Consider the following 24770-nt stretch of genomic DNA (forward strand, 5'->3'; position numbering starts at 1 on the left):
GAGCCGGCACCGATGATCCCCGGAGAGATCCTGTACGCGGACGGGCCCGTGCCCTTCAACGAGGGCCGCCCCGTGACCCGCCTCACCGTGCTCAACGCCGCCGACCGGCCCGTCCAGGTCGGCTCGCACTACCACTTCGCCGAGGCCAACCCCGCCCTGGACTTCGACCGTCAGGCCGCCCGCGGCCTGCGGCTGAACATCGCCGCCGGAACCGCCGTGCGCTTCGAACCCGGCGTACCGGTCGGCGTCGAACTCGTACCGCTCGCCGGACGGCGCATCGTTCCCGGGCTGCGCGGCGAGACCGGAGGTGCCCTCGATGGCTGAACTCGACCGCGCCGTGTACGCCGACCTGTTCGGCCCCACGACCGGCGACCGCATCAGGCTCGCCGACACCGATCTGCTCGTCGAGATCGAGGAGGACCGTTCGGGCGGCCCGGGACTCGCCGGTGACGAGGCGGTGTTCGGTGGCGGCAAGGTCATCCGCGAATCGATGGGACAGGCCCGCACCACCCGCGCCGAGGGGGCCCCGGACACCGTCGTCACCGGCGCCGTGATCATCGATCACTGGGGCGTGGTCAAGGCGGACATCGGCATCCGGGACGGCCGGATCACCGGGATCGGAAAGGCCGGCAACCCCGACACCATGGACGGTGTCCACCCCGATCTGGTCATCGGCCCCGAGACCGAGATCATCGCGGGCAACGGCAGGTTCGTCACCGCGGGGGCCATCGACGCCCATGTCCACTTCATCTCGCCCACCCTGATCGACCAGGCGCTCTCCTGCGGGATCACCACCCTGGTCGGCGGCGGCACAGGGCCCGCCGAAGGCACCAAGGCCACCACCGTCACTCCCGGACCATGGCACCTCGCCCGGATGTTCGGGGCGCTGGACGCCTACCCCGTCAACATCGGTCTGCTCGGCAAGGGCAACACCATGTCGCGCGAGGCCATGCGTTCCCAACTGCGGGCCGGCGCAATCGGATTCAAGATCCACGAGGACTGGGGTGCCACCCCCGCCGTCATCGATGCCTGCCTGGGTGTCTGCGCGGAGACCGGCGCCCAGCTCGCCATCCACACCGACACCCTCAACGAGGCCGGATTCGTCGCCGACACCCTCGCCGCCATCGCCGGGCGCACCGTCCACGCGTACCACACCGAGGGTGCCGGCGGCGGGCACGCGCCGGACATCATCCGCATCGTCTCGGAGCCGTACGTCCTGCCCAGCTCCACCAATCCGACCCGGCCGCACACCGTCAACACCATCGAGGAACACCTCGACATGCTGATGGTCTGCCACCACCTCAACCCGGCCGTGCCGGAGGACCTGGCCTTCGCCGAATCCCGGATCCGGCCGTCCACCATCGCGGCCGAGGACATCCTGCACGACCTCGGGGCCATCTCGATCATCTCGTCCGACTCCCAGGCCATGGGTCGCATCGGCGAGGTGGTGCTGCGCACCTGGCAGACCGCCCATGTGATGAAGAAGCGCCGTGGAGCACTGCCCGGCGACGGGAGGGCCGACAACCTGCGGGTGCGTCGCTATGTCGCCAAATACACCATCAATCCGGCGGTCGCCCAGGGGCTCGACCGGGAGATCGGCTCGGTGGAGACGGGCAAGCTCGCCGACCTGGTGCTGTGGGAACCGGCGTTCTTCGGCATCAAGCCGCAGACCGTCATCAAGGGCGGCCAGATCGCCTACGCGCAGATGGGCGATGCCAACGCTTCCATCCCGACCCCGCAACCCGTGCTGCCCCGCCCGATGTTCGGCGCGGTGGGCCGTTCCGCTGCGGCCAATTCCTGCAACTTCGTGACCGGGGCGGCGATCGAGGACGGGCTGCCCGAGCGCCTCGGTCCCGGGAAGCGGTTCGTGCCGATCACCAGCACCCGCGGCGTCACCAAGGCGGACATGCGGGAGAACGACGCGACCCCGCGGGTCCAGGTCGATCCCGACAGCTTCGCCGTGACGATCGACGGCGAACCGGTCGAACCGGAACCGGCGGTGGAACTGCCCATGTCCCAGCGCTACTTCCTCTTCTGATGCGGAGCACGCGATGCCCCGGGCAGGTCGCGCGGTGAGCCGCGCCGCGCTGCTCGTCCTCGCCGACGGCCGGTTCCCCGCCGGTGGCCACGCCCACTCCGGCGGCGCCGAAGAGGCCGTGCGGGCGGGACGGATCCGCAACGCCGAGGACCTCGCCGAGTTCTGCCGGGGTCGCCTGCACACCACCGGGCTCACCGCCGCCGCACTCGCCGCGGCGGCCGCCCACGGCCACGACCCGCTGGCACTCGACGAGGCGGCGGACGCCCGTACCCCCTCAGCCGCGCTGCGGTCCGTCTCCCGCAGGCTCGGCCGGCAGCTGATGCGGGCGGCCCGCGCCACCTGGCCCGGCCCCGGACTCGCCGCGCTCGCCGCCGCCCGGCCGCGCGGCGCCCACCAGCCCGTGGTTCTCGGCCTCACCGCGCGCTCGGCGGGACTCGGACCCCAGGACGCCGCGCATTGCATCGCCTACGAAACCGTCGGCGGACCGGCCACCGCCGTCGTCCGCCTGCTCTCCCTCGACCCCTTCGAGGCCACCGCCGTCCTCGCCCGCCTCGCCCCCGAACTCGACCGGATCGCCGAACAGGCCGCCACCGCGGCGCACGGCGCCATCGACGCCCTGCCCGCCGCCTCGGCCCCGCTCCTCGACATCACCGCCGAGGCACACGCGGCCCGCCCGGTCCGCCTGTTCGCCTCGTGACCCCACACGCATCAGGAGCCGCACCCATGCATCTCGATCACGCCCAGCACGGCCCCGCCGCCGTGAGCGCCGACGCCGCCCGCCCCGACGGCACCCGCCGCGCCCTGCGCATCGGACTCGGCGGACCGGTCGGCTCCGGCAAGACCGCGACCGTCGCCGCCCTCTGCCGGGCCCTGCGCGAACAGCTCTCCATCGCGGTGGTCACCAACGACATCTACACCCGCGAGGACGCCGCCTTCCTCCTGCGCCACGCCGTCCTGCCTCCCGAGCGCATCCAGGCCGTGGAGACCGGCGCCTGCCCCCACACCGCGATCCGCGACGACATCTCCGCCAACCTCGAAGCCGTCGAGGACCTGGAGGACACCGTCGGGCCCCTCGATCTGATCCTGGTCGAATCCGGCGGCGACAACCTCACCGCCACCTTCTCCAGGGGCCTGGTCGACGCCCAGATCTTCGTCATCGACGTGGCGGGCGGCGACGACGTCCCGCGCAAGGGCGGCCCCGGCGTCACCACCTCCGACCTGCTCGTCATCAACAAGACCGACCTCGCCCCGTATGTCGGCTCCGATCTCGACCGGATGGCCCACGACGCCGCACAGCAGCGCGGACCGCTTCCCGTGGCCCTCACCTCGCTCACCTCGGAGGAGGGCGTGGCGCCCGTCGCGGACTGGGTGCGCGCGCGGCTCGCCGCCTGGACCGCGTGAGCGTCCGGGCCACCGCCAGGATCACCGCCGCACTCGACGGCCGGGGCGCCACCGCGCTGCCCGTGCTGCGGGGCGACGGACCGCTCGTCCCGCGCCGGACCCGGGCCGCCAACGGGTCCGGTGCCCGGGTCACCGTCGTCGGCGCCATGAGCGCACCGCTGGGCGGCGACCGGCTCGCCATCGAGACCCGGGTCGGCGACGGCGCCCGGCTCACCGTCGACTCCGCGGCGGCGACCGTGGCCCTTCCGGGGCCGGGCGGTGAGGCCGCCACGTACGGGATCGAGCTGAGCGTGGGGGAGCGGGCCGAGCTGCGCTGGCTGCCCGAACAGCTCGTCTCGGCACACGGCAGCGTGCTGCGCATGACCACCCGGGTACAACTCGCCGCCACCGCACGGCTGGTACTGAGGGAGGAGCAGATCCTCGGCCGCCACGCCGAAGGCACCGGCACCCTTGTCAGCCGCCTCACCGTGCACCGCGCCGGACGCCCGCTGATCGACCAGCAGCTGGCGTACGGGCCGGGAACCCCCGGCGGCTGGGACGGTGCGGCGGTCCTGGGCGGCCACCGGGCCGTCGGCCAACTCCTCGTCGTGGAACCGGCATTCGACGAGAAGCGCCCCGAAGCGCGCCTGCTGGGGGAGACCGCCGCCCTCACCCCGCTCGCCGGACCGGCCGTGCTGGTCACAGCCGTCGCCCCCGACGCACGCCTGCTGCGCGGGGTCCTGGACCAGGCGCTGGACGAGCTGCTCGGCTCCCCGGCGGAGTGAACAGCACCGGGCCGTGCCTCACGCCTTCCGGTCGTACGCCTCCAGCCAGGCGTCCTCCGCCGCGTAGTCGAAGAGCTTCCTCCCGTAGGCCCGCAGCATGGCGGGAAAGGCCTCCGTCCAGTCCCTGCCCTCCAGTTGCGCCGCGATCCACTCGACCGTCCCGGGAAGCGACCGCGCGTAGTCCGTGACCGGCCGGTACCCGAGCTCGCGCTCGGCGGCCGTCATGTCGTACACGACGGGGTGGGCGCCGCCCCATGGGGTGTCACCGACGCCGTCCTCCCCGGGCGCGCCCGTCATCAGCACGGTCTCCGTCGTGCGGCCGAGCGCCGCGTCGACGGCCTCGCCGATCTCCGCGGCCGTCGGCGCCCGAGGATCCCCGGCGTTGAGCACCCGCGAACCGGGCCGCAGGGCGGCAAGCCGGATCAGCTCGGCCACATTGGAGACGTGGACCGGGTGGAAACGGGACTCCCCGCCGAACGCGAGCACCCGCCGGTCGCGGCCGTCCAGGAGCCGCTTCACGAAGAACAGCTCACGCGGCGAGCGGCAGTACATCCCGTGAATCGCACCGGCCCGCAGCAGCGTCACGGGCAGCGCGTCCCCGGCCGTCAGCAGATCCTGCTCAAGCCGTATCTTCCGCGTCCCGTACGTCGCGTCGCCGGCCGGCAGGGTGCGCTGCGACTCCGGGATCGGCAACGGGTACTGCGGAGCACCGTCGGGTTCGCCCTGGGTGTCGAAGCTGCGGCCCCGGTCGTCCTCGTACACCGCGCCGCTGGAGATGACCACCGCCGAGCCGATCCGGTCCGCGAGAGCGGTCAGCTGACGGGCGTGCCCCCCGTCGTACGCCACCATGTCCACCAGTACGTCACAGCCGTCGCCCAGCGCCGCCGCGAGCGCCCCGTCGGCGTCCCGGTCCAGGGCCGTCGTGCGCACCGCCCCGTCCCACCGCGCGTCCCGGCCGCCGCCGCGCGAGGCGGCCGTCACCTCCCAGCCGTCCTCGACGAGCGACTGCACGGCCACCCGCCCGATCTGTCCCGTCGCCCCCAGCACCCATGCGTTACCTCTGCTCATGCGGGCCACGCTAAGGCCGGTCGGGCACCCGGGACGGCGTCGTTCACCGAGCGCGGATCCGCCGTGAGCGTCGCAGTTTCGGGAACTTCTCCGGCCGGCCGCTCTGTTCGGCCTGCGCGGCCTTCACCTTGCCCGCGTACTCGTCGACGTACTCCTGGCCCGAGAGCCCCAGGATCGCGTACATGATCTCGTCGGTGACGGCCCGGATCGCGGCCTTCTGGTTCTCCAGGCCGGCGTAACGGGAGAAGTCCAGCGGCTCACCGAAGCGGATGGTGACGCGCCTGATGCTCGGGACGACCTGTCCCGGCGGCTGGATCTCGAACGTGCCGACCATCGCGCACGGCACCACGGGCACCTGCGCCTTGATCGCCATGACGGCCACACCCACCTTGCCCTTGTAGAGCCGGCCGTCGTGCGAACGGGTGCCCTCCGGGTAGATGCCCAGCAACTCGCCCTTGCTCAGCACCCCGAGCCCCTCCCGGATCGCCGCCTGCCCGGCCTCCTTGCCGGAACGGTCCACCGGGATCTGCCCGATGCCGCGGAAGAACGCGGCGGTCAGCCGCCCCTTCACCCCCGGGCCGGTGAAGTACTCGGCCTTGGCGAGGAACGTGATCCGCCGTTTGAGGATCGCGGGCATCAGGAAGTGGTCGGAGAACGACAGATGGTTTCCGGCGACGATCGCCGCGCCGTCCTCCGGGATGTGCTCCAGGCCCTCGATCCGGGGGCGGAAGAGCAAGCGCAGAAGCGGCCCGATGAAGACGTATTTGAGTACGTGATAGAACACGGGGCGGCTCCTAGGGCCTCTCGTCTGGATCATGCCGGTCCCGTCCTGATCCGGACGAAAGACCCCAGGGGCTTCCGTCCGGATCATGTCCGGCCGGCCGGCGCGCATCTCCGGGAGGGCAGCCTATGTGCAGGTGTCGTCCGCCGCAGCCGTCTTCCTGACGTAGTCCTCGACCGCCGCGTCGAGCCCGATGTCGTGCTGGGCCCGCTCGGACAGGTACCAGCGGTGTTCGAGGAGTTCGTGGTAGAGCTCGGCCGCGTCCATCCGGGCGGGCACGCGGTCGCGCGCCGCGCGGACCGTGGGCCGGAAGATCTCGCGGACCCAGCGGTGGGCCAGTACCTCGGTGCGGGCGCCGTGCCGGTCGCCCGGGGCGTAGTCGTCCTGGGTGGCCATCCAGCTCTCCAGGTCGCCCAGGAGCCGTCGCGCCTGGTTCTCCTCGGCGTCCATCCCGGTGAGGCGCAGGAGCTGGCGCTGATGATGGCCGGCGTCCACGACCTTCGGCACGAAGGTGACCGTGTCCCCGTGGTCCGAGTGCGATATCTGCATCTCGGCGACGTCGAAGCCCAGGTCGTTGAGGCGGCGGATACGGCGCTCCATGTAATGGTGCTTGCCCGCCGGGTAGACGGAGGTGCGCGTCAGCTCCGTCCACAGTCCCTGGTAGCGCTCCTCGATCTCCACACCGAACGCGATCGGGTCGATGGACGGATGCAGCGCCCCGGCCGCCTCCAGATCGAGCATCTCGCCGCTGATGTTGACCCGCGCCAGCTCGATGTCGTACGCGCGCTGCCCGTCGCTCAGCCGGGGGTGCAGCTCCCCGGTCTCGGCGTCCACGAGATAGGCCGCGTACGCGCCCGCGTCCCGCCGGAACAGGGTGTTGGACAGCGAGCAGTCGCCCCAGGCGAACCCTGTCAGGTGCAGCCTGACCAGGAGGACGGCGAGGGCGTCCATCAGGCGGTGCACCGTGCCGGGGCGCATGGTCGTCTCGAACATCGACCGGTAGGGGAGCGAACCGCCCAGGTGGCGGGTGATCAGCACGGGTTCGAGGGGCGATCCGTCGGCCTCGGTCCGGCCGGTGACCACCGCCAGCGGGTCGACTGCCGGTATCCCGAGACGGTCGAGCGTGCGCAGGAGCTCGTACTCGCGCAGCGCCGGCCGTTCGGCGAGTTCCTTCACGGCCACGGTCTCCTCGCCCGCTCGCGCGTAGCGCACGACGTGCCGGGAGATGCCGCGGGGCAGCGGCACGAGGTACTCCTCGGGCCATTCCTCCAGGGGGATGTGCCAGGGCAGTTCGAGCAGGAGGGCCGGGTGTTCGGGGTTGGTGGCGCTGATCTGCAGAGTCATGCGGTCACAGTCCCTGGGTCGGGCGGCGGGTCCACCGTGATCGGACCCCGAAGGGGCGGTGCGGGTCAAGACCACTGCGGGCCCCGCACCGCCGCCGCGCGGCGTCAGTCCTTCAGATGCTCCAGGATCCGGTGCATGCCGCTGCTCCAGTTCTCCCTGAGCGCCGCGACGGCCGCGTCCAGATCGCCGCGCTGCAGGCACTCGGCGATCCGTTCGTGCTCCTGTGCCGAACGCTCCAGGATGTCCTGGTCGCCCAGGGCCACCCGCTCGTAGCGGTGCATCGTCACCTTCAGGGAGGTGATCAGCTTCATCAGACGGTCATTGGTGCAACCGGACAGCAGCAGGTCGTGCCAGGCGTCGTCGTAACGCTCTATGACGTCGTGCGGCGCCTGCGGCGCCGAGAAGGCGCGCGCCTCCGCCAGCAGACGGGGAGCCGTCGCCGCCAGGTGCTCGGGATCGCTGGACTCCAGGGCGAGCGCCTCCAGCGTCGCGACGATCGCGGACAGGTCGCGGAACTCCTGCGCGCTGAGCGGCGTGAAGCGGAAGCCCTTGCCGCGCTCGCTGGTGATGACGCCCTCGCGCTCCAGCGTGATCAGTGCCTCGCGAAGCGGCGTGCGGCTGACGCCGAGTTCGGTGGCGAGCTGCCCCTCGTTGATCGGCTCACCGGTCGCGATCGTGCCGCGCCCGAGGCGCTTGATCAGTTCCTCCTTGACCTGTTCGCGCAGCGGGCGGTTTTCGATTGGCATGTGAGGCTGCCCTCCCCTTCGGTCCGGTCGATTATCCGCTACCGGCGGGTCACGCGGTACCGGCGCCGTCGACCGGGATGACCGCTCCGCTCAGGAACGCCGAGGCGTCGGAGGCGAGGAACGCCACGGTCTGGGCGATGTCCCGGGGCTGCCCGATCCGGCCGAGCGGCCGGTCCGCGGCGTCGGCGTAGAAGGCGTCGGAGCTCTCGCCGAGCTGACGGGCCTCCTCGGCGAGCATCCCGGTCGCGGTGTCACCGGGGCAGACACAGTTGACACGGATGTTGTCGGGGCCGTGGTCGATGGCCATGGCGCGGGTCATGTTGACGACGGCGCCCTTCGAGGCGCAGTACGAGACGGCCCGTCCGCCGCCGCGGATGCCCCACCCGGAGCCGGTGTTGACGATGGAGCCGCCGCCGCGTGCCGCCATCCCGGGGATCACGAGACGGCTCATCAGCATCACCGAGCGGATGTTCACGGCCATCACCAGGTCCCAGTCGTCCTCGGTGATCTCGCAGACCGTGGAACGGCGGATGATGCCCGCGTTGTTGAAGAGGACGTCCACGCCGCCGAACCGCTCCTGCGCCGTGCGGACGACGGCCTCGCAGTCCTCGCGCCGTGACACGTCGCAGTGCACGAAGGTTCCGCCGGTGTCCTTCGCGGTGCGTCCGCCGCCGTCCGTGTCGATGTCGGCGATCACCACGCGGGCGCCGAGTTCGGCGAGGACCTGGGCGGTGGCACGGCCGATGCCGGCTCCGCCGCCGGTCACGATCGCGCGCTTGCCGTCGAGGGAGATCATCTTGGGCTCCTTGTGTCCGCTGTCGGGGGTACGTGGTCACATGGCCAGGCGGTACAGCGAGGTGTGCCGCCTGCCGGTGATGACGGGAAGGTGGCCGGACAGCTCCGCGTCGAGCGCGTCGTCGCCGGTGTCCAGGAGAAGGGGGCGGCCGCCGAGCGCGGCCAGTTTCGCTTCGGTGCACAGCACGAGCAGGCGCTCGCGGCCGCCCGCCGCGCGCAGGACGCGCGGCGAGATCTGCTGGTTGCCGCGGCCCAGGAGGAAGCCCTGGCCTCCGATGGGGGAGAGGACGATCCAGGCGGGGCCCAGGGCGAGGAGGGCGTCCTCGCCCGCGTCCCGGGCCACGACCCGGGGCGGGCGGCCCGGCCGCAGGTCGAGCACGTCGACCCCGGTGAGCGACACGTCCGCGCCGAGCGCCGCCGCCACCGCCCGGGTGGTGCTGCCGGGGCCGAGCACGAGCCGCCCGGCCCCGACCCGCTCGGCGACCTCGGCCGCGATCCCGCCGACGGCCTCCGGCGCGGCGGCGCCGCTGCCGGTCTTGCGCTGCTGCACGCGGACCGGCACGTCGGGGACGGGAAGCCACCCGAACAGCCGGGAGGTGACGCGCCCTTGGCCCAGGGCGTCCTCGTCGCGGTCCATCACCTCGGCGTCCCGCAGCCGGACCCCGCCCGTGCGGGCGAGCCACGCCGCCGCGACCTCACCCGCGGCGCGCGGGCTGACGGCGAAGACGGCCGAGTGCATCTTCACGCCGGTCGGCACACCGAGGACCGGGCAGGACACGTCGCCGGGGGAGCCGAGGGCGCCGAGCACGTCCCGCGCCGTGCCGTCGCCCCCGGCGAAGAGCAGAAGGCCGACGCCCTCGGCGACCACGGCCCGCACGGCGGCGGCCGTGTCCGCGGCCGAGGTGTCCCGGCCGGTCCCGGCGGCGTACACGATCCGTTCCGTGAGCCCCGCGGCGGCGACGGACTCGGCGCCCAGTGGGCCGGCGGCGGTGACGACGAGAAGCCCGTCCCGGGCCGGCCCGCCCGTACGCGCCGCCAGTTCACCCAGCGCCGCGGTCGCGCGCGCCCCCGCCTGCGGGCGTGCGCCCAGCGACAGTGCCGTGCGGGCCCGGTCCGGTCCGTCGGTGCCGCCCAGACCCACCCGGCCGCCGAGCCCGGCGACCGGGTTGACCACCAGGCCGACCTTCGTCACCGGCCGGCCTCGCCGAGCACCTTGCGGCGGTATGCGCGCCAGGAGACCGCCCAGACCGCGGGGTCGTCCAGGGCCTGCGGGCGCATCCGGTGGATGGTCGAACGGTGCGGCGCCGTGCGCACGGTCTCCGGGTCCTCGTACGCCTCGCGGGCGATCTCCGCGAGGATCGCCGCGTACTCGTCGAGGTCGGCGCGCGTGTAGGACTCGGTCGGTTCCAGCGTCATGGGTTCCGGCACCACATAGGGGTGGTGACTGGTCCAGTAGTGGGTGCCGAAGTCCGCGGCACGCAGGCCCAGGTCCTCGGAGTGCAGGCCGGTGTCCTCGTGGAGCTTCTGCCAGCTGTAGCGGACCTGCTCGACGCGGGGGCGCCCCACCGCGTACGGGACGGAGACGCCCGGTATCTGCCGGACCTTGTGGAGCAGGTAGTTGTTGTTGAGGACGGCTGTCTCGGCGGCGGCCCGCAGCCCCTCGGCGCCGAGCGACATGATCCACGCGTACGCGCGGACCAGGTTCGGCACGACGCCGTAGAACGGCCGCATCTTGCCGACCGATTCGGGCCGGTCGTCGTCCAGCCGGTACGTGCCCGTCTCCGGGTCGAACTCGACGGTCGGGCGCGGGAGATACGGGGCGAGTTCCTCGGTGACGGCACAGGCGCCCGCCGCCGGGCCACCGCAGGCGTGCGGCGTCGAGAACGTCTTGTGCAGGTTGAAGTGGCACAGGTCGAAGCCCGCGTCCCGGGCCCTGGTGATGCCGAGGATGCCGTTCGCGTTGGCCTGGTCGTACGAGCACAGGCCGCCCGCCTCGTGCACGATCCGGACGAACTCCTCGATGCGCGGGTTGTAGATCCCGGTGTCCTCGGGGTTGGTGATGAGGAGTGCCGCGGTGCGCGGGCCGACCGCGGCCCTGAGCGCCTCGATGTCCGGGTAGCCGTCCGCGTCCGGGTGGAGGGTGATGACCTTGAAGCCCGCCGTCTTCGCGCAGGCCGCGTTCGACGGGTGGGAGAAGAGGGTCGTGATGATCTCGTCGCGCTGCTCCAGCTCGCCGCGCGCCGCGAAATGGGCGCGGATCATCGCCACGTTGGTGTAGATCGCGGCGGAGCCCGCACCCGGCTGGAGCGAGACCCGGTCCATGCCGGAGATCTCCTTCAGGAGCTGCTCCAGGCTGTGGATGATCCCGAGGACACCCTGGACCGTGTCCTCGTCCTGGAGCGGGTGCAGCGAGGCGATCCGGGGGTCGCGGACGAACTGGTCGTTGACCTTGGGGCTGTACTTCATGGTGCAGGTCCCCTGGCCGACATCGATGTTGAGGTCGGCGCCGAGATTCTCCTGCGAGAGACGCAAGTAGTGGCGCAGGACCTGCTGTTGGGACATCTCCGGCAGGGCGGGCGGTTCGGCGCGGCGCAGGGCGGCGGGGATCGCGGGCCTTTCGAGGGTCGGGTCGGCGGACGGTACGAGGACGCCGCGCTCGCCAGGCGAGCCGAGTTCGAAGATCAGCTTCTCGTCCCAGGACGCCTGCCGGAACCGGCGCAGAGGCGGCTTGCCGGCGATGCGCGCTTCCTCGGGGGAGACGGACTCGGGCGCGTGGGCGGTCACTTGACGATCTCCTCAAGGGTCGCGGCGAGCCGGTCGATGTCGGCGCCGGTGTGGACTTCGGTGACGCAGTATGCGGCCTCGTGCTCGCCGGTCGGCACGCCGCCGAAGATGCCCCGCTCCTTCAGGCCGGCGCGGATCTCGTCGGCGGTCCTGCCACCCGTGTACCGGACGGTGAAGTCGGCGAAGTGCAGGGCGTCGCCGTACGGGACCTCGATGCCGGGCACCTCGGCAAGGCGCCTGCGGGCGTACGCGGTGAGCGCGAGGACGGTGTCGCCGATCTCCCGCATGCCCTGCGGTCCCATCAGCGCGAGGTAGACACCGGCCCCGATGCCGTGCAGCGCGGCGGCCGTGCCGACCCACTCCTTGCCCTCCTCGCGCAGCGCGAACGAGGTCCGGTCGTAGGCGACGTCGCCGAAGCCGTACTCGCCCTCGACGCTCGTCGGCACCAGGCCGAACAGACGCGAGGGGTACTCGGCGACCAGCCGCTCCTCGTCGCGGGTGGCGATGAAGCCCGCGTTGCCGCCGCCGAAGCTCTGGTGCAGGCCGAGCGGCTGGATGTCGCCGCAGGTGATGTCGGCGCCGTGAGCGGAGGGTGGCGCGAGCACGCCGAGGGTGAGCGGATTGCAGCCCACGACGTACAACGCCCCTGCTTCGTGGGCGAGTTCGGCGAGACGGGGGAGCGCCTCGTCGACGATGCCGAGCGCGGAGGGCGAGTCCGCGTACACCGCGGCCGTGTCCCCGGCGGCGAGCGCCTCGCGCACCGCGGTCAGGCGGGCGCAGCCGGTGTCCGGATCGACCGGGATCACCGTCACGTCGTGGTCGGGGCGTACGTAGTCGCGTATCCGGGAGAGTTTGTCGGCGTCGATCGCGGTGGCGACGAGCAGGCGGCGGCGGCCGGTGATCCGGCCGGCCATGCGCAGGGCGGTGCCCGCGGCCTGGAAACCGTCGTACACCGGGACGTTGACGACCTCGACGTCCAGCAGCTCGGCCATCATCGACTGGTACTCCCACAGCGCCTGGAAGCGGCCGTGGTCCTCGTACGGCTCGCCGGCGTATGCCGTGAGGAATTCACTGCGGTTGACCACCTCGTCCACCACCGCCGGGACGTGGTGCTGGTAGCAGCCGGAGCCCAGGAAGCTGAGCGCCTGCCGGGTCGAGGTGTTGCGGCCGAGCAACTCGTCCATGTGGCGGGTGAGTTCGGCCTCCGAACGCAGTGGGGCCGGCAGGTCGAGGGGGCGGTGCAGCCGGATGCCGTCCGGGATGTCGGCGTAGAAGTCCTCTACGCTCCCGGCGCCGATCTCCTCCAGCATCGCCTGCCGTACGGCCGGGACCGCGTTCGGGATGTAGGGATGGGTGTAGGTGTGTACGGAGTCCTGGGGTGACGTCATGCCGCGCCTTTCGCGTGAGCCGGCTCGGGGCCGGCCATGGACCACAGCAGCAAAAGTCTTTGGGTGTACACCTCTTGACGGCAGCCTCCGTCATTCAGTGTTCTGAATACAGCATTAGGCATTCAGGCTCCAGGAGGCAAGAGTGTCAACAGGACCCACCCGACGGGCCGTTCTGGCCACAGGCATCGCGACCGCGGCATCGACCCTGGTCAGCGGATGCGCCATGGGCGGCGCGGGCGGCGGCCAGGCCCGCGACATCGGCGGCAGGAAGGACGACGAAGGGGGCAAGGTCGGCGGAAGGATCACCGTCTGGTCGTGGGACGTGGCCGCCAAGGCCATGAAGCGCCTCGCCCGCACCTTCGAGAAGCACCACCCCGGCACCATCGTCGACATCGTCGACATCGGCTACGACAACGCCTACGACAAGATCACCGTGGGCCTGCGCGGCGGCTCGGGCCTCGCCGACGTCCTCACGGTCGAGGGCAGCTACATGCCGCGCTACCTGGGCAACTTCCCGGGCGGCTTCTACGACCTGACGAGCCTCGGCGGCCGCTACGGGGGTGACTTCGACCGCGCCGCGTGGCGCACCGTGACCGGCAAGGACAGCGCCGTCTTCGCCCTGCCCTGGGACATCGGCCCCTGCGCGCTCTACTGCCGCACGGACCACTTCCGTGTCGCCGGAGTCGACCCCGCGTCACTGCTGACCTGGGACGACTATGTGGCAGCGGGCGTCCGCATCAAGCAGGCCACCGGCCGCAAGCTGCTCATCATGGACTCCACCGACACCGGGATCCTGCCGATGCTGCTCCAGCAGCAGGGCCAGTTCTACTTCAGGAACGGCCGGGTCGCCGTCGACACCCCGGAGGTCGTGAAGGCCCTCACACTGATGAAGACCCTGCACGACCAGGGGCTCGTCGACTACGAGAAGGGCTGGGACGGGCTCGTCACCGGCACCAAGGAGGGCAAGGCCACCACCACGCCCACCGCCGCCTGGTGGACGGGCACCCTCACCGACGAGATGCCGGAGCTGAAGGGGAAGTTCTCGGTGGTGCCGCTGCCCGGATTCACCGCCGACGGCATCCGCACCTCCAACATCGGCGGCTCCACGCTCTGCGTCCCCGCACAGAGCAAGAACCCCCGCCTCGCCTGGGCGTTCATCGAGTACCTGCTCACCGGCAAGGCCAACCAGGTCTCCATGCTGAAGCGCGAGGGCCTCTTCCCCGCCTATCTGCCCGCGCTCGACGACCCGTACCTGAGTACGAAGCAGGAGTACTTCGGCGGGCAGGCGGCCCTCGACGTGTTCGCCCGGCTCGCCCGCAACATCCCGCCGGTCGAGTACAACAAGGACGACGCGAAGGCCACCGACATCATGGTCTCCGCCGTCACCGGTGTGATGCTGCGCGGCAAGGACCCGCGCGCCGCCCTGGACTCGGCCGCGCGGCAGCTCGCCACGGCCACCGGCCGCGAAAGGGTGGAGTAGCCCGATGGCAGCCCCCACCACCTACGACCGGCCCATGGCTCCCGCCCGTTCCCCGGCCCGGGCACGCCGCGGACGACGGCGTCCCGCCGCCTGGATCTTCGCCGGACCGGCGGCCGTCCTCTTCGCGCTCTTCTTCGCCTACCCGCTGGGCGCGAGCCTCCTGCAGAGCTTCACCACCGAGGACGCCGGCGCCATCCACTGGGTCGGACTCGACCAGTACCGGCGCATGATCGAAGACCCCGCCTTCCTGGAGTCCCTGTTCAACACCGGGATCATCCTCGTCGTCCAGGTCCCCGTGATGATCGGCCTGGCACTCGTGCTCGCCGTCCTGCTCAACCAGTCCTGGCTGCGCTTCCGCGGCACCTGGCGAGCGGTCTACTTCCTGCCCGCCGTCACCACACTCGTCGCGTACGCCGTCGTCTTCCAGGTCCTCCTCAAGACCGACGGCGGCCTCGTCAACCAGATCCTCGGCGCAGTCGGCATCGGCCAGGTCGACTGGCTCAACAGCCCCACCTGGGCCCGCGTCTCCCTGATCGCGTCCCTGACGTGGCGCTGGACCGGCTACAACGCCGTCATCCTGCTCGCCGGACTCCAGTCCATCGGCAAGGAACAGTACGAGGCCGCGGCGATCGACGGCTCCGGCACCCTGTCCACGTACACGCGCGTGATCCTGCCGCAGCTGCGCCCGGTCGTCCTGTTCTGCGTGATCACCTCCACCATCGGCACGCTCCAGCTCTTCGACGAGAACTACGTCCTCACCCGCGGCGGCCCCGACGACGCCACCCTCACCCCGGTCGTCTACCTCTACAAGGTCGGCTTCCAGCAGCTCGACTTCGGCTACGCCGCCGCCATCGCCTGGGTCGTCGTGGCCATCATCGCCGCCGTCTCGGCCCTCCAGTACGTCGCCTTCGGAAGGGAGCGCCGCCGGTGACCGCCCTCCAGCAGGCCCCCGCACGCATCCACCCGGCCCGGCGCGCCGGCCGGTACCTCGTCCGCCTCCTCCTCGCGGCCGGCGCGGTCCTCAGCCTGGTGCCGTTCCTCTGGATGGCGATCGCCGCGACACACTCCACGTCCGAGCTGTTTCACTCACCGCCGCCGTTCCTGCCCGGCGGCCGGCTCCTCGACAACCTCGTCCGGCTCCAGGACACCATCGGCTTCGGGCGGGTCCTCCTCAACAGCGTCGGCATCGCCGTCGTCCACACCACGCTCAGCTCGCTGATCTCCGCCATGTGCGGCTACGGACTGGCCAAGTACCGCTTCCGGGGCCGGGGTCTTCTGCTCGGCGCCGTGCTCGCCACGATGATGATCCCGTTCCAGGTGCTGCTCGTGCCGCTGTTCCAGATGATGGCGAGCGTCGGCTGGATCGACTCGTACCAGGCGGTGATCCTGCCGTTCCTGGCGAACTCCTTCGGCATCCTCCTGATGCGGCAGAGCTTCGTCGACTTCCCCGACGAGCTCCTCGAATCGGCCCGGATCGACGGCTCCGGCGAGCTGCGTACCTTCTACCAGGTCGTGCTGCCGTGCGTGCGCCCACAACTCGGCGCCCTGGTCATCTTCACGTTCATGGCGCAGTGGAACAGCTTCATCTGGCCGCTGCTCATGCTGAACTCCGAGGACAAATACACCGTGCCCGTAGCACTCAACACCCTCACCGGGCTCTCCCGTGTCGACTACTCGGGCCTGATGCTCGGCTCGCTCCTCGCCACGCTTCCGCTGATGCTCCTCTTCCTGGTCTTCCAGCGGCAGTTCGTCGCCGGACTCCTCGGCGGGGCGGTGAAGGGATGAGCCGCCTGACCCGTGTCCCCGGCGTCCTCTACGGCGGTGACTACAACCCCGAGCAGTGGCCCGAGGAGGTCTGGGCCGAGGACGCCGGGCTGATGCGCGAGGCCGGTGTCACGATGGTGACCGTCGGTGTGTTCTCCTGGGCCCGGCTCCAACCCGGCCAGGATTCCTGGGACTTCGACTGGTTCGACCGTCTCCTGGACCTGCTGCACGCCCATGGCATCGCCGTCGACCTGGCCACGGCCACCGCGTCACCGCCGGCCTGGCTGGTGCGCGCCCACCCGGAGATCCTGCCGGTCACGGCCGACGGCGTACGCCTCGAATTCGGCTCGCGCCAGCACTACTGCCCGTCCTCGCCCGACTACCGCGCCGCCGCACTCCGGCTCACCCGCACCCTCGCCGAACGCTACGCACACCATCCGGCGCTCGCCCTGTGGCACATCCACAACGAGTACGGCGACCATGTAACCGAGTGCTTCTGTGCCCGCTCCGCCGCACACTTCCGTGCCTGGCTCACCGCCCGCTACGGCACCGTCGACGCCCTCAACCACGCCTGGGGCACGGCCTTCTGGTCGCAGCGCTACAGCGCGTACGACGAGATCGAACCGCCCCGCACCGCCCCGGGACCGGTCAACCCGACGCAGCTGCTCGACTGGCGGCGCTTCTGCTCCGACGCCCTCCTCGAATGCCACCGGGCCGAGCGCGAGGCACTCGCGGAGATCGCCCCCGGCACCCCGGCCACCACGAACTTCATGTCCATGTTCAAGGCACTCGACTACTGGAAGTGGGCCGAGCACGAGGACCTCGTCTCCGACGACGCCTACCCCGACCCCGCCGACCCCCGCGCCCAGGTCAACGCCGCCCTCAACTACGACCTGATGCGCTCCCTCAAGGGCGGCCGGCCGTGGCTGCTCCTCGAACAGGCGCCGTCCGCCGTCAGCTGGCGGCCGGTCAACGTCCCCAAGAAACCCGGACTGCAACGTCTCTGGTCCCTCCAGGCACTGGCCCGCGGCGCCGACGGCATCATGTACTTCCAGTGGCGCGCCTCCCGTGCCGGAGCCGAGAAATACCACAGCGCCCTGCTCCCGCACCGGGGCACCGCGTCCCGGGGCTGGCGCGAGACGGTGCGCTTCGGCGCCGAACTCTCCAGGCTCGGCGAGGTCACCGGCACCACCACCCCGGCGGAGGTGGCGATCGTCCTCGACTGGGACTCCTGGTGGGCCCTGGAGGCCGACGACCACCCCTCGGCACGGATGCGCTGGCGCGAGCTGCTGCGCCCCTGGTACGCGGCGCTCCACGCCCGCGCCGTCACCATCGACTTCGTGCCCCCGCACGCCCGCCTCGACGGCTACCGGGCCGTCCTCGCCCCCAACCTCCATCTGCTGCGGCCCGAGAACGCCGCACGCCTCACCGCCTACGTACACGGCGGCGGCCACCTCGTGTGCGGCCCCTTCTCCGGCGTCGTCGACGGCCACGACCACATCCACGACGGCGGCGCACCCGGTCCGCTGAGGGACGTACTCGGCGTGTCCGTCGACGAGTTCTGGCCGATCCCCGACGACGCGGCGGTGCCCCTGGCCTCCGGCGCCGAGGCCACCCTGTGGAGCGAGTGGATCGAGCCCAGAGGCCCGGACACGGAGGTCATCGACTCGTACGCGGCCGGCGAGCTCGACGGTCGACCCGCGATCACCCGCCACCCCTGCGGCACCGGCAGCGCGTGGTACATCAGCGCCCACCTCGGCGACGGCATCGCGGCCGTGCTCGACGAGGCGCTGGGGGCGGCGGGCGTACGACCCGTGCTCGACGTCCCCGAGGGCGTCGAGGCGACCGTGCGCTCCGGCGCTCAGGGCACGTACCTCTTCGTCCTCAACCACAACGACCACATCACCCGCACCCCGCTGACGGGCCGATACGCCGTCGGCGGCACCGATCTGCTCACCGGAAACACCGTCCGCGACCGCATCGACCTCGGCCCGCTCGGCGCCGCCGTCCTGCGCATCGCCACCGACTCACCTGGAGAGACCGGGAAATGACCCGCTGGAGAGACCGACACCCGACCGGACGCCGTTCCCTGAGCGCCCTGACCGCACTCCTCCTGGCGGGCGGTGCCCTCGCAGTGCCGCAGACGGCGACCGCCCACGGGCACCCGGAGCCCCCGCCTGCGTACGCCGACGTCCTCGACCTGCACGGCGCCCCCGCCGCCGCCGAGCCCGGCGACGACGAGGACAACAATCCCGTCAACGTCTTCGCCGACCGGGGGGCCTGGCACGCCTACGCCCTGCCGGAGGCCGGCGACAAGGACGCGTACGGCGGCTTCTCCGGGCCCCTCTACATCGCCCAGGAATACCCCTGGTGGCTCAGCAAGTCCTTCAGCCGCATCCGCCTCACCGAACACGGCCGCACCCTGGATCTGGCAGGCGGCGGCGCGCCCCGGCTCACCTCGCTCCCGGGCCGCCTCCTGCAGTCCTACGACCTCGGCCGGGGCCTTCGCCTCACCCTGGAACTCCGCTTCGCCACCGACCGCAGCGCCCTGGTCAGGGCCGAGGTCCGCAACACCGGCCCGGCATCCCGCACCCTGGGCGCCGACTGGACGGGCAGCCTGCTGAGGCCCGCCGACAGGCCGATGCGCGACGCACCGTCGCTGACCGCCACCGGCTCCGGCGTCGGCGTCGACTTCGCGAAGGTCCGCGAGACCTGGGACTACCTCACCGACGGCACGGAGCGCTTCGAGGTCACCCACAGGGACCGCGTCCGCACGACGGTGGACGGCGACAGCTACCGCACCGAGACGGCGGACCCGGTGACCCTCGCCCCCGGTCGCTCGCACAGCTTCGACTGGACCGAGTCCTACACCTTCACTGCCGCCGAGCGCGGCAAGGAGCGGGCGAAGGCCCGCGAGGTGCTCGCCCGCCCCGCATCCGTCGTGTCCGCGTCCGACGCGCGCTGGCGTGGCTATGTCGCCGGGGTCACCCGGGGCGTGCCCGCCGACCGGCGGCGTACGGCCGTGAAGTCCCTGGAGACCCTCGTCACCAACTGGCGCGGTGCGGCGGGACAGATCAAGCACGACGGGATCACACCGTCGATCTCCTACAAGTGGTTCACCGGCGGCATCTGGGCCTGGGACACGTGGAAGCAGGCCGTGGGCACCGCACGCTTCGCCCCCGAGCTGGCCGAGTCGCAGATCCGCTCCATGTTCGACTGGCAGATCCGTCCCGGCTCCACGACCCGCCCCCAGGACGCCGGGATGATCCCCGACGTCATCTTCTACAACGACCCCGCACGCGGCGGCGGCAACTGGAACGAACGCAACTCCAAGCCCCCGCTGGCGGCCTGGGCGGTGTGGGAGGTGTACAAGAAGACCGGGGACAGGGCCTTCCTGCGCGAGATGTCCCCGAAGCTCGCCGCGTACCAGGCGTGGTGGTACCGCAACCGGGACCACGACCACAACGGGCTCGCGGAGTACGGTGCCACCGTCGACCCGGCCAACGACTCCCCCGAGGAGCGGCGCCTCGCCGCCGCCTGGGAGAGCGGCATGGACAACGCGCCCCGCTTCGACGCCACCCTCGGCACCGGCATCGTCGCCAACAGGGCCGCCGACGGAACGCTCCTCGGCTACTCCGCCGATCAGGAGTCCGTCGACCTGAACTCCTATCTCGCCGCCGACCAGGGCTACTTGGCGCGCATCGCGGGTGCACTCGGCCGCGGTGCCGACGCCCGGAACTGGCAGCAGCGCTCCGACGCCACCGCCACCGCCGTCCGCACGAGGATGTACGACGCCGCGGACGGCTGGTTCCACGACACCGCGCTCGGCACCGGCACACCGCTCACCTCCCGGGGCCGCGGCATCGAGGGTGCCGTCCCGCTGTGGACCGGCACGGCGTCCGCCGCACAGGCCCGCTCCGTGCGCGACAGGCTGACGGATCCGGCGGAGTTCGCCACCACCGTGCCCTTCCCGACCGTGGCGAAGAGCTCCCCCTACTTCTCGCCGACCGCGTACTGGCGCGGCCCGGTCTGGTTCGACCAGGCCTACTTCGCCCTCGGCGGCCTGCGCCGCTACGGCTACGGCAAGGACGCGGACGCCCTGACGGAGCGGCTCCTCACCCATGCGTCGGGCCTCGCCGGCAAGGGGCCGATCATGGAGAACTACGACCCGACCACCGGGGCGCCGCTCAACTCGCCCAACTTCAGCTGGTCCGCGGCGCTGCTGCTGCCGATGCTGACGGGAGACAGGTAGCAGGCGGGCCGCGGCCGCCCTCGGAGCGGGCGCGGGCGGGGGGTGGTACGCGCCGGCCGGTGGCCGTTCGTCGCGCACCGCGTCCCGCCCCGCCGGTCACATCCGCCCGGTGCGCAGCCGTACCGGACCCAGCAGGCCGCTGACCCGCTGCCCGGCAAAGACGAAATGGGTCGGGCTCGTCGCGTCCAGGTGGGGTGCCAGCGTCCCGAACACGGTGATCTCCACGGCATTGGCCCCGGGCACGACCAGCCCCGTCAGCTCGAAGACGTACGGGGAACACACCCGCACCCCCGCCTCGGCGCCCCCGACCCGTACCTCCGCCGTGCCCCGGACCCGCCCCAGGTCCAGCCACACCGGACCCGCCGCGGCATCGGCGGGCACGGTCAGCACGCGGCCGTACCGCACCCCGCCGCTGTACTCGGCCAGTCCCTGGCTCTTCCAGTCGCCGAGCCGGATCCGCCCGGGGCCCACCGCGCACCGCAGCGGACCCGCCAGCGCGGCACCGCCTTCGTACCCGGGGCGCGTCCGGACCCGCAGCGCCGCGGTCCGCGGCCCGCCGCGGCCGGCGGGCGGCAGCTCGGCCGTCACGGTGCGCACCCCCCGGGCGTCGACGGCGGTCACGGCGGCGGGGCACTCGGCGCCGTCCACATGGACCGTGACCCCGCCGTGCACCGTTGTCGTCAACCGATGTGTTCCGGGCGGGAGTTCGCACCACAGCCACTCCACACCGCCCCGGCGTCCCGGAACCGCGAACCGTACCGGCACCACCGTGCCGTCGTCGGCCTCCGGGTCCAGCCACGCGGCACCCGGCAGCGGATGGGGGCGGCGGCGCAGGAACAGGGCGGCGGGATCACCCACCGGCTCCCGGCGTACCCGGACCGGCCCGCGTCCCCGCGCGTCCTCGGCCCACCAGCGGGAGTCGCTGTGCAGAGTCGCGACCCGCCCTCCGTGCCCGTCGTCGAGGACCGCGTCCACCAGGACCGCGCGCTCGCCGTCGCCGGACGTCTCGACCGTGATCTCGTTGTCGCCGAGGCGAAGGGCGGCCGCCACGTCGTACCGCCGCACACGTGGCACCGCGTGCTCGGCGTACGGGTCGAAACCGCCCTGTCCGCCGATGAGTTGTCCGTTCACCCGCAAAGTGCAGGGCGCCCGGGAGGCCACCTGGACGACGCCCCGGTCGGGGAGCGCCGACAGGCGCAGCGCGGTGCCCATCGTGCCGGGCGCGTGGATCCACTCGGGGCGCCGGTAGCGGCCGGGATCCCGTACGAGCGCGAAGTGCGCGCGCAGTTCGCAGTCCTGATCGGGGGTCAGGTCCAGTTCGAGGAGATGGGCTCCGGCCGTTGCCCGCACCGGGCCAACCGCGAGGTGGCCCCCGTCGTCGAGAGCCACCGGCACGCCGTCGATCCGTACCCGCTTGGCCGCCGCGGCACCGATCGCGAAATGACCCTCGAAGGCCTCGTCCAGACCCAGTGCCACCCGCAGCCGCACCACCTCCCCGGCGACCGCGCGGCCGATGTGCGCGAACTCCTCGGGCACATGCCCCTTGGGCCCCAGAACCGCGCGATGCACCGGGTCCTTGTACACGCCCAGGGTCTCCGACCATTCGAGTACCGAGGCGTCCCAGTCCCGGCCGGGCCCCTCGCGGAGCACGACCGCGCGCGGGCCGAACGTCGCGTGGACCGTGGTCCCGGCCGAACGACCGGGGCCCCAGGGCGCGGCCCAGCCGTCCCGGAGACCGTCCTCACCGGCCGCCTCCACCCGGTGGCGGAAGGTCCGGCACTCGGTGACGGCCGTACCGGTGGGCGGACCCGTCGCGGGGCGGGCGAAATCGCCCCAGGTGTTGTCGAGCGTCGGGACGAGCACCATGTCCCACTCCGCGTCCGGAGGGATCTCCGCGACGGTGGCACCCGGTCCGGGACGGTGCGCCACGGGCGCGGCCGGCTCCCGGTCGTCCGCCGGGAAGACCAGCACGGCCGCGGGCCCCGTGTCGAAGGGGACCACGACCTCGACGGCCCGCGCGTCGTCCTCGGCGGGCCGTGTCGGCAGCGTCCGCGGAGCACCGCCGAACGGGTCCACCAGCACGGCCGGGCCCGAAACGTCCCGCACCCGCACCCGGGCCCGCCGCGCGTAGCGGCCGGGGTCGAAGTCGTAGCGGGCGTCCAGCCAGCCCAGTGCGGCGCCCCGCTCGTCGGGGGCGGCGACGGACGCGCGGGTCGCCCGAGGCGCGGCCGCGGTCAGGAACACCACCGTGGCGCCGTCCACCCGGCGTGCGAGCGCGGGGACCGGGGCCCGGACGACCGGGTGCGCGCCGCAGAGAGCGGCGGCGAGCGCACCGGTCGGGTCGTCCGTCATGGGGATGTGCACGGCCCGGCCGTCCGCGAAGCACTCCCGCAGCCCGGCCGGGGTGGCCGTGCCGGGGCCGACCAGCCGCCCGGGGAGCTCGCCCAGTGCGATCAACCGTCCACCGGCGGAGGCGAATTCGATGAGCCGCCGCGCCGTCTCCCGTTCCAGGACGGTGCACGAGGGCAGCACGATCGTGGCGTACGCCTCGTCCGCGACCTTCAGCCGTACCCCGTCGTCGAGCCGGGAGACCCGGGCGCGGGCCAGTGAGGCGTCGTCGATGACGTCGGCATCGAGGCCGAGGCGGTCCATGACGCCGGGCCGGGTACGGAACCAGGCCATGTCCCCGACGAGTGCGAGGTACACCGACTGGGCGCGCCTCGCCGCTTCGGTGACCCCGTCCAGGGCGGTGCCCGCCTGGGCGGTGGTGGTGGGCAGCAGGATCGCGATGTCGCACAGATGGTGACCGAGGCTCAGAATCGCGCACAGCCTGCTCACGGCGTCCGCGAACACACGGTGGTGGCGCCAGTACGGCTGGCGCCAGTCGGTCGCGGGCGGCGCCCACTCCCACCAGCCGCCCTTGGTCGTGTAGTAGACGGCATGCGGGTTGTAGAGCGTGGCGCCGGCCCGCAGCCACGGCAGCAGCCAGTCGAAGGTCTCCTCCAGGGTGCCGCCCCAGCCGGTGGAGTGGAAGGCCTCCACCCAGGTGCGGCGGTGGCCGTAGAGGTGGGCGAGCGAGGAGTGGACGCGGGCATCCCCGTGGTGGTCGGAGCCGGGCGCCGAGAACCAGCGGTGCGTGCGCGCGTAGTCGGCGTACAGTTCCACGCCGGCCACCGGGTGCCCGGCCCGGGCGGGGTCCTGCTGGTCGCAGCCGACGAGCAGTCCATGACGTTCGTGCCAGGCGGCCAGCGGCCGGAAGAAGGCCGCCTCGGCCAGTTCGGCCCGGGTCAGGTGGTAGTCGCGGCGGACCCGGTGGACGTCCGGCTCCGCGCAGTCGTCGTACAGGGCGTCGAGCCGCTCGCCGATGTCGTATCCGCGAAGACGCCGGAAGGCATCGGCGAAGCCGGTGGACCAGGTGGGCAGGGAGGGCAGCTCGTCCTGGAACGAGCCGACGACGACGGACCCGAGCCGGTCGCCGAGCCGGCGCTCGAACTCCCCGTGCACCCGGTCCAGCAGCGCCGCACAGGCCTCGGCGCCCAGGTAGTCGAAGCCCAGTGCCACATGATGATGCAGCGTCAGGCGCCAGCGTCCGGGGCCGGGCGCTCGTACGACTCCGTCGGACACCGTCACCGGGACCGCCGGGCCGGTGCTCCGGCCGTCGGCGTCGAGCGGTTCGGCGCTGCCCGCGAGCGGCCGGCCGTCCGGCGGACAGCGCAGCTCACCGGCCCGGTCCGCCGTGGACTCCGCCACGGCCCGCACCCGGTCGAGCCGCCGGCCCGCGTGGGCGGGCAGCTCGTCGACGAGGCGTGCCTGCAGATCGGCGCCGGAGAAGCCGAGCTGGTCGTAGAACCAGAGAGCGACCCCCAGCTCCCGGGCGTCCTCGCACACCCCGTCGAGCAACGCCCACCACGCGTCGGAGAGAAACGGCGGATCGTCGGCGTCGGAGCCGAACAGCGGTCCCGACGGCGCGAGATTGAGGAGCACGAGATTGTGCACCCCGCCCTGTGCGAAGCGCTCCAGCTGAGCCCGCAGCCGGGCCCGGTCGAGCCGCTCCCCGCTCCACCACCAGATCGCGACGGGCGAGAAGGCACGCGGCGGCCCGGCGAGGGCCGCCGCGATGTCCGGCGGGAGGAGAGGGCCGTCCTCCAGGTGTGTCATGAGAGCT

At 72.3% G+C, this 24770-nt stretch carries 19 protein-coding genes; 10 read left to right on the top strand and 9 right to left on the bottom strand.

What is annotated here, in order from left to right; genetic code table 11:
- The first annotated feature begins 12 nt into the window (after nucleotides 1-12).
- From ACWCPY_RS22205 to ACWCPY_RS22225, 5 genes are read left to right on the top strand one after another with little or no spacing between them, the layout of a single operon-like run.
- Nucleotides 13-324 (top strand): urease subunit beta, encoded by a 312-nt coding sequence (locus tag ACWCPY_RS22205; protein ID WP_451267471.1) that lies wholly within the window; start codon nucleotides 13-15, stop codon nucleotides 322-324.
- Nucleotides 317-2038, top strand: a complete 1722-nt coding sequence (locus tag ACWCPY_RS22210; RefSeq protein WP_451267473.1) for an urease subunit alpha — start codon at nucleotides 317-319, stop codon at nucleotides 2036-2038. The genes ACWCPY_RS22205 and ACWCPY_RS22210 overlap by 8 nt, the downstream gene beginning before the upstream one ends.
- Before the next feature lie 34 nt (nucleotides 2039-2072).
- On the top strand, nucleotides 2073-2735 hold the full coding sequence (locus ACWCPY_RS22215; protein WP_451267636.1) for an urease accessory protein UreF: 663 nt from the start codon (nucleotides 2073-2075) through the stop codon (nucleotides 2733-2735).
- A 26-nt stretch (nucleotides 2736-2761) separates the two neighbouring features.
- On the top strand, nucleotides 2762-3439 hold the full coding sequence (ureG, locus tag ACWCPY_RS22220) for an urease accessory protein UreG (protein WP_451267475.1): 678 nt from the start codon (nucleotides 2762-2764) through the stop codon (nucleotides 3437-3439).
- Nucleotides 3436-4203, top strand: coding sequence for an urease accessory protein UreD (locus tag ACWCPY_RS22225; RefSeq protein ID WP_451267477.1), 768 nt, complete (start codon nucleotides 3436-3438; stop codon nucleotides 4201-4203). Before ureG ends, ACWCPY_RS22225 begins: the two co-directional genes overlap by 4 nt.
- Nucleotides 4204-4221: 18 nt before the next feature.
- Here ACWCPY_RS22225 and ACWCPY_RS22230 read toward each other — a convergent pair whose 3' ends face one another.
- The 8 genes from ACWCPY_RS22230 to gcvPA all read right to left on the bottom strand — a co-directional run bounded on the left by ACWCPY_RS22230 (nucleotide 4222) and on the right by gcvPA (nucleotide 13109).
- A complete protein-coding gene (locus ACWCPY_RS22230) occupies nucleotides 4222-5271 on the bottom strand; it encodes an NAD-dependent epimerase/dehydratase family protein (protein ID WP_451267479.1) in 1050 nt (349 codons plus the stop codon).
- Between the two features lie 43 nt (nucleotides 5272-5314).
- Complete coding sequence (locus ACWCPY_RS22235; RefSeq protein ID WP_451267481.1) at nucleotides 5315-6055, bottom strand: lysophospholipid acyltransferase family protein; 741 nt, start codon at nucleotides 6053-6055, stop codon at nucleotides 5315-5317.
- Nucleotides 6056-6178: 123 nt separating this feature from the next.
- Complete coding sequence (locus ACWCPY_RS22240; protein ID WP_451267483.1) at nucleotides 6179-7396, bottom strand: DUF4032 domain-containing protein; 1218 nt, start codon at nucleotides 7394-7396, stop codon at nucleotides 6179-6181.
- 104 nt (nucleotides 7397-7500) lie between these two features.
- A complete protein-coding gene (locus tag ACWCPY_RS22245; protein WP_451267485.1) occupies nucleotides 7501-8142 on the bottom strand; it encodes a GntR family transcriptional regulator in 642 nt (213 codons plus the stop codon).
- Nucleotides 8143-8191: 49 nt separating this feature from the next.
- On the bottom strand, nucleotides 8192-8938 hold the full coding sequence (locus ACWCPY_RS22250; protein WP_451267487.1) for an SDR family NAD(P)-dependent oxidoreductase: 747 nt from the start codon (nucleotides 8936-8938) through the stop codon (nucleotides 8192-8194).
- A 36-nt stretch (nucleotides 8939-8974) separates the two neighbouring features.
- Nucleotides 8975-10129 (bottom strand): ATP-NAD kinase family protein, encoded by a 1155-nt coding sequence (locus ACWCPY_RS22255; RefSeq protein ID WP_451267489.1) that lies wholly within the window; start codon nucleotides 10127-10129, stop codon nucleotides 8975-8977.
- Nucleotides 10126-11721, bottom strand: a complete 1596-nt coding sequence (gcvPB, locus tag ACWCPY_RS22260; protein ID WP_451267491.1) for an aminomethyl-transferring glycine dehydrogenase subunit GcvPB — start codon at nucleotides 11719-11721, stop codon at nucleotides 10126-10128. Before gcvPB ends, ACWCPY_RS22255 begins: the two co-directional genes overlap by 4 nt.
- Nucleotides 11718-13109, bottom strand: a complete 1392-nt coding sequence (gene gcvPA, locus ACWCPY_RS22265; protein ID WP_451267493.1) for an aminomethyl-transferring glycine dehydrogenase subunit GcvPA — start codon at nucleotides 13107-13109, stop codon at nucleotides 11718-11720. The genes gcvPB and gcvPA overlap by 4 nt, the downstream gene beginning before the upstream one ends.
- 142 nt (nucleotides 13110-13251) lie before the next feature.
- Here gcvPA and ACWCPY_RS22270 point away from each other — a divergent pair, with 142 nt between their 5' ends.
- The 5 genes from ACWCPY_RS22270 to ACWCPY_RS22290 are packed head-to-tail and all read left to right on the top strand — an operon-like array spanning nucleotide 13252 to nucleotide 20605.
- Nucleotides 13252-14589, top strand: a complete 1338-nt coding sequence (locus ACWCPY_RS22270; protein ID WP_451267495.1) for an ABC transporter substrate-binding protein — start codon at nucleotides 13252-13254, stop codon at nucleotides 14587-14589.
- A 4-nt stretch (nucleotides 14590-14593) separates the two neighbouring features.
- A complete protein-coding gene (locus tag ACWCPY_RS22275) occupies nucleotides 14594-15520 on the top strand; it encodes a carbohydrate ABC transporter permease (RefSeq protein ID WP_451267497.1) in 927 nt (308 codons plus the stop codon).
- On the top strand, nucleotides 15517-16374 hold the full coding sequence (locus ACWCPY_RS22280; protein ID WP_451267499.1) for a carbohydrate ABC transporter permease: 858 nt from the start codon (nucleotides 15517-15519) through the stop codon (nucleotides 16372-16374). The genes ACWCPY_RS22275 and ACWCPY_RS22280 overlap by 4 nt, the downstream gene beginning before the upstream one ends.
- Entirely contained in the window at nucleotides 16371-18404 is a 2034-nt protein-coding gene (locus tag ACWCPY_RS22285) for a beta-galactosidase (protein WP_451267501.1), read from the top strand. The genes ACWCPY_RS22280 and ACWCPY_RS22285 overlap by 4 nt, the downstream gene beginning before the upstream one ends.
- Complete coding sequence (locus ACWCPY_RS22290) at nucleotides 18401-20605, top strand: MGH1-like glycoside hydrolase domain-containing protein (protein ID WP_451267503.1); 2205 nt, start codon at nucleotides 18401-18403, stop codon at nucleotides 20603-20605. The genes ACWCPY_RS22285 and ACWCPY_RS22290 overlap by 4 nt, the downstream gene beginning before the upstream one ends.
- A 96-nt stretch (nucleotides 20606-20701) precedes the next feature.
- Here ACWCPY_RS22290 and ACWCPY_RS22295 read toward each other — a convergent pair whose 3' ends face one another.
- Nucleotides 20702-24763, bottom strand: a complete 4062-nt coding sequence (locus ACWCPY_RS22295) for a hypothetical protein (protein WP_451267505.1) — start codon at nucleotides 24761-24763, stop codon at nucleotides 20702-20704.
- Between the last annotated feature and the right edge of the window lie 7 nt (nucleotides 24764-24770).

The organism is Streptomyces sp. NPDC002403 (assembly GCF_053593015.1).

Excerpts from the sequence above, each read along its gene's own strand:
- ACWCPY_RS22205 (WP_451267471.1), top strand. The coding sequence starts at position 13 with ATGATCCCCGGAGAGATCCTGTACGCGGACGGGCCCGTGCCCTTCAAC.
- ACWCPY_RS22210 (WP_451267473.1), top strand. The coding sequence starts at position 317 with ATGGCTGAACTCGACCGCGCCGTGTACGCCGACCTGTTCGGCCCCACG.
- ureG (WP_451267475.1), top strand. The coding sequence starts at position 2,762 with ATGCATCTCGATCACGCCCAGCACGGCCCCGCCGCCGTGAGCGCCGAC.
- ACWCPY_RS22230 (WP_451267479.1), bottom strand. The coding sequence starts at position 5,271 with ATGAGCAGAGGTAACGCATGGGTGCTGGGGGCGACGGGACAGATCGGG.
- ACWCPY_RS22240 (WP_451267483.1), bottom strand. The coding sequence starts at position 7,396 with ATGACTCTGCAGATCAGCGCCACCAACCCCGAACACCCGGCCCTCCTG.
- ACWCPY_RS22245 (WP_451267485.1), bottom strand. The coding sequence starts at position 8,142 with ATGCCAATCGAAAACCGCCCGCTGCGCGAACAGGTCAAGGAGGAACTG.
- ACWCPY_RS22250 (WP_451267487.1), bottom strand. The coding sequence starts at position 8,938 with ATGATCTCCCTCGACGGCAAGCGCGCGATCGTGACCGGCGGCGGAGCC.
- gcvPA (WP_451267493.1), bottom strand. The coding sequence starts at position 13,109 with ATGACGTCACCCCAGGACTCCGTACACACCTACACCCATCCCTACATC.
- ACWCPY_RS22275 (WP_451267497.1), top strand. The coding sequence starts at position 14,594 with ATGGCAGCCCCCACCACCTACGACCGGCCCATGGCTCCCGCCCGTTCC.
- ACWCPY_RS22285 (WP_451267501.1), top strand. The coding sequence starts at position 16,371 with ATGAGCCGCCTGACCCGTGTCCCCGGCGTCCTCTACGGCGGTGACTAC.
- ACWCPY_RS22290 (WP_451267503.1), top strand. The coding sequence starts at position 18,401 with ATGACCCGCTGGAGAGACCGACACCCGACCGGACGCCGTTCCCTGAGC.
- ACWCPY_RS22295 (WP_451267505.1), bottom strand. The coding sequence starts at position 24,763 with ATGACACACCTGGAGGACGGCCCTCTCCTCCCGCCGGACATCGCGGCG.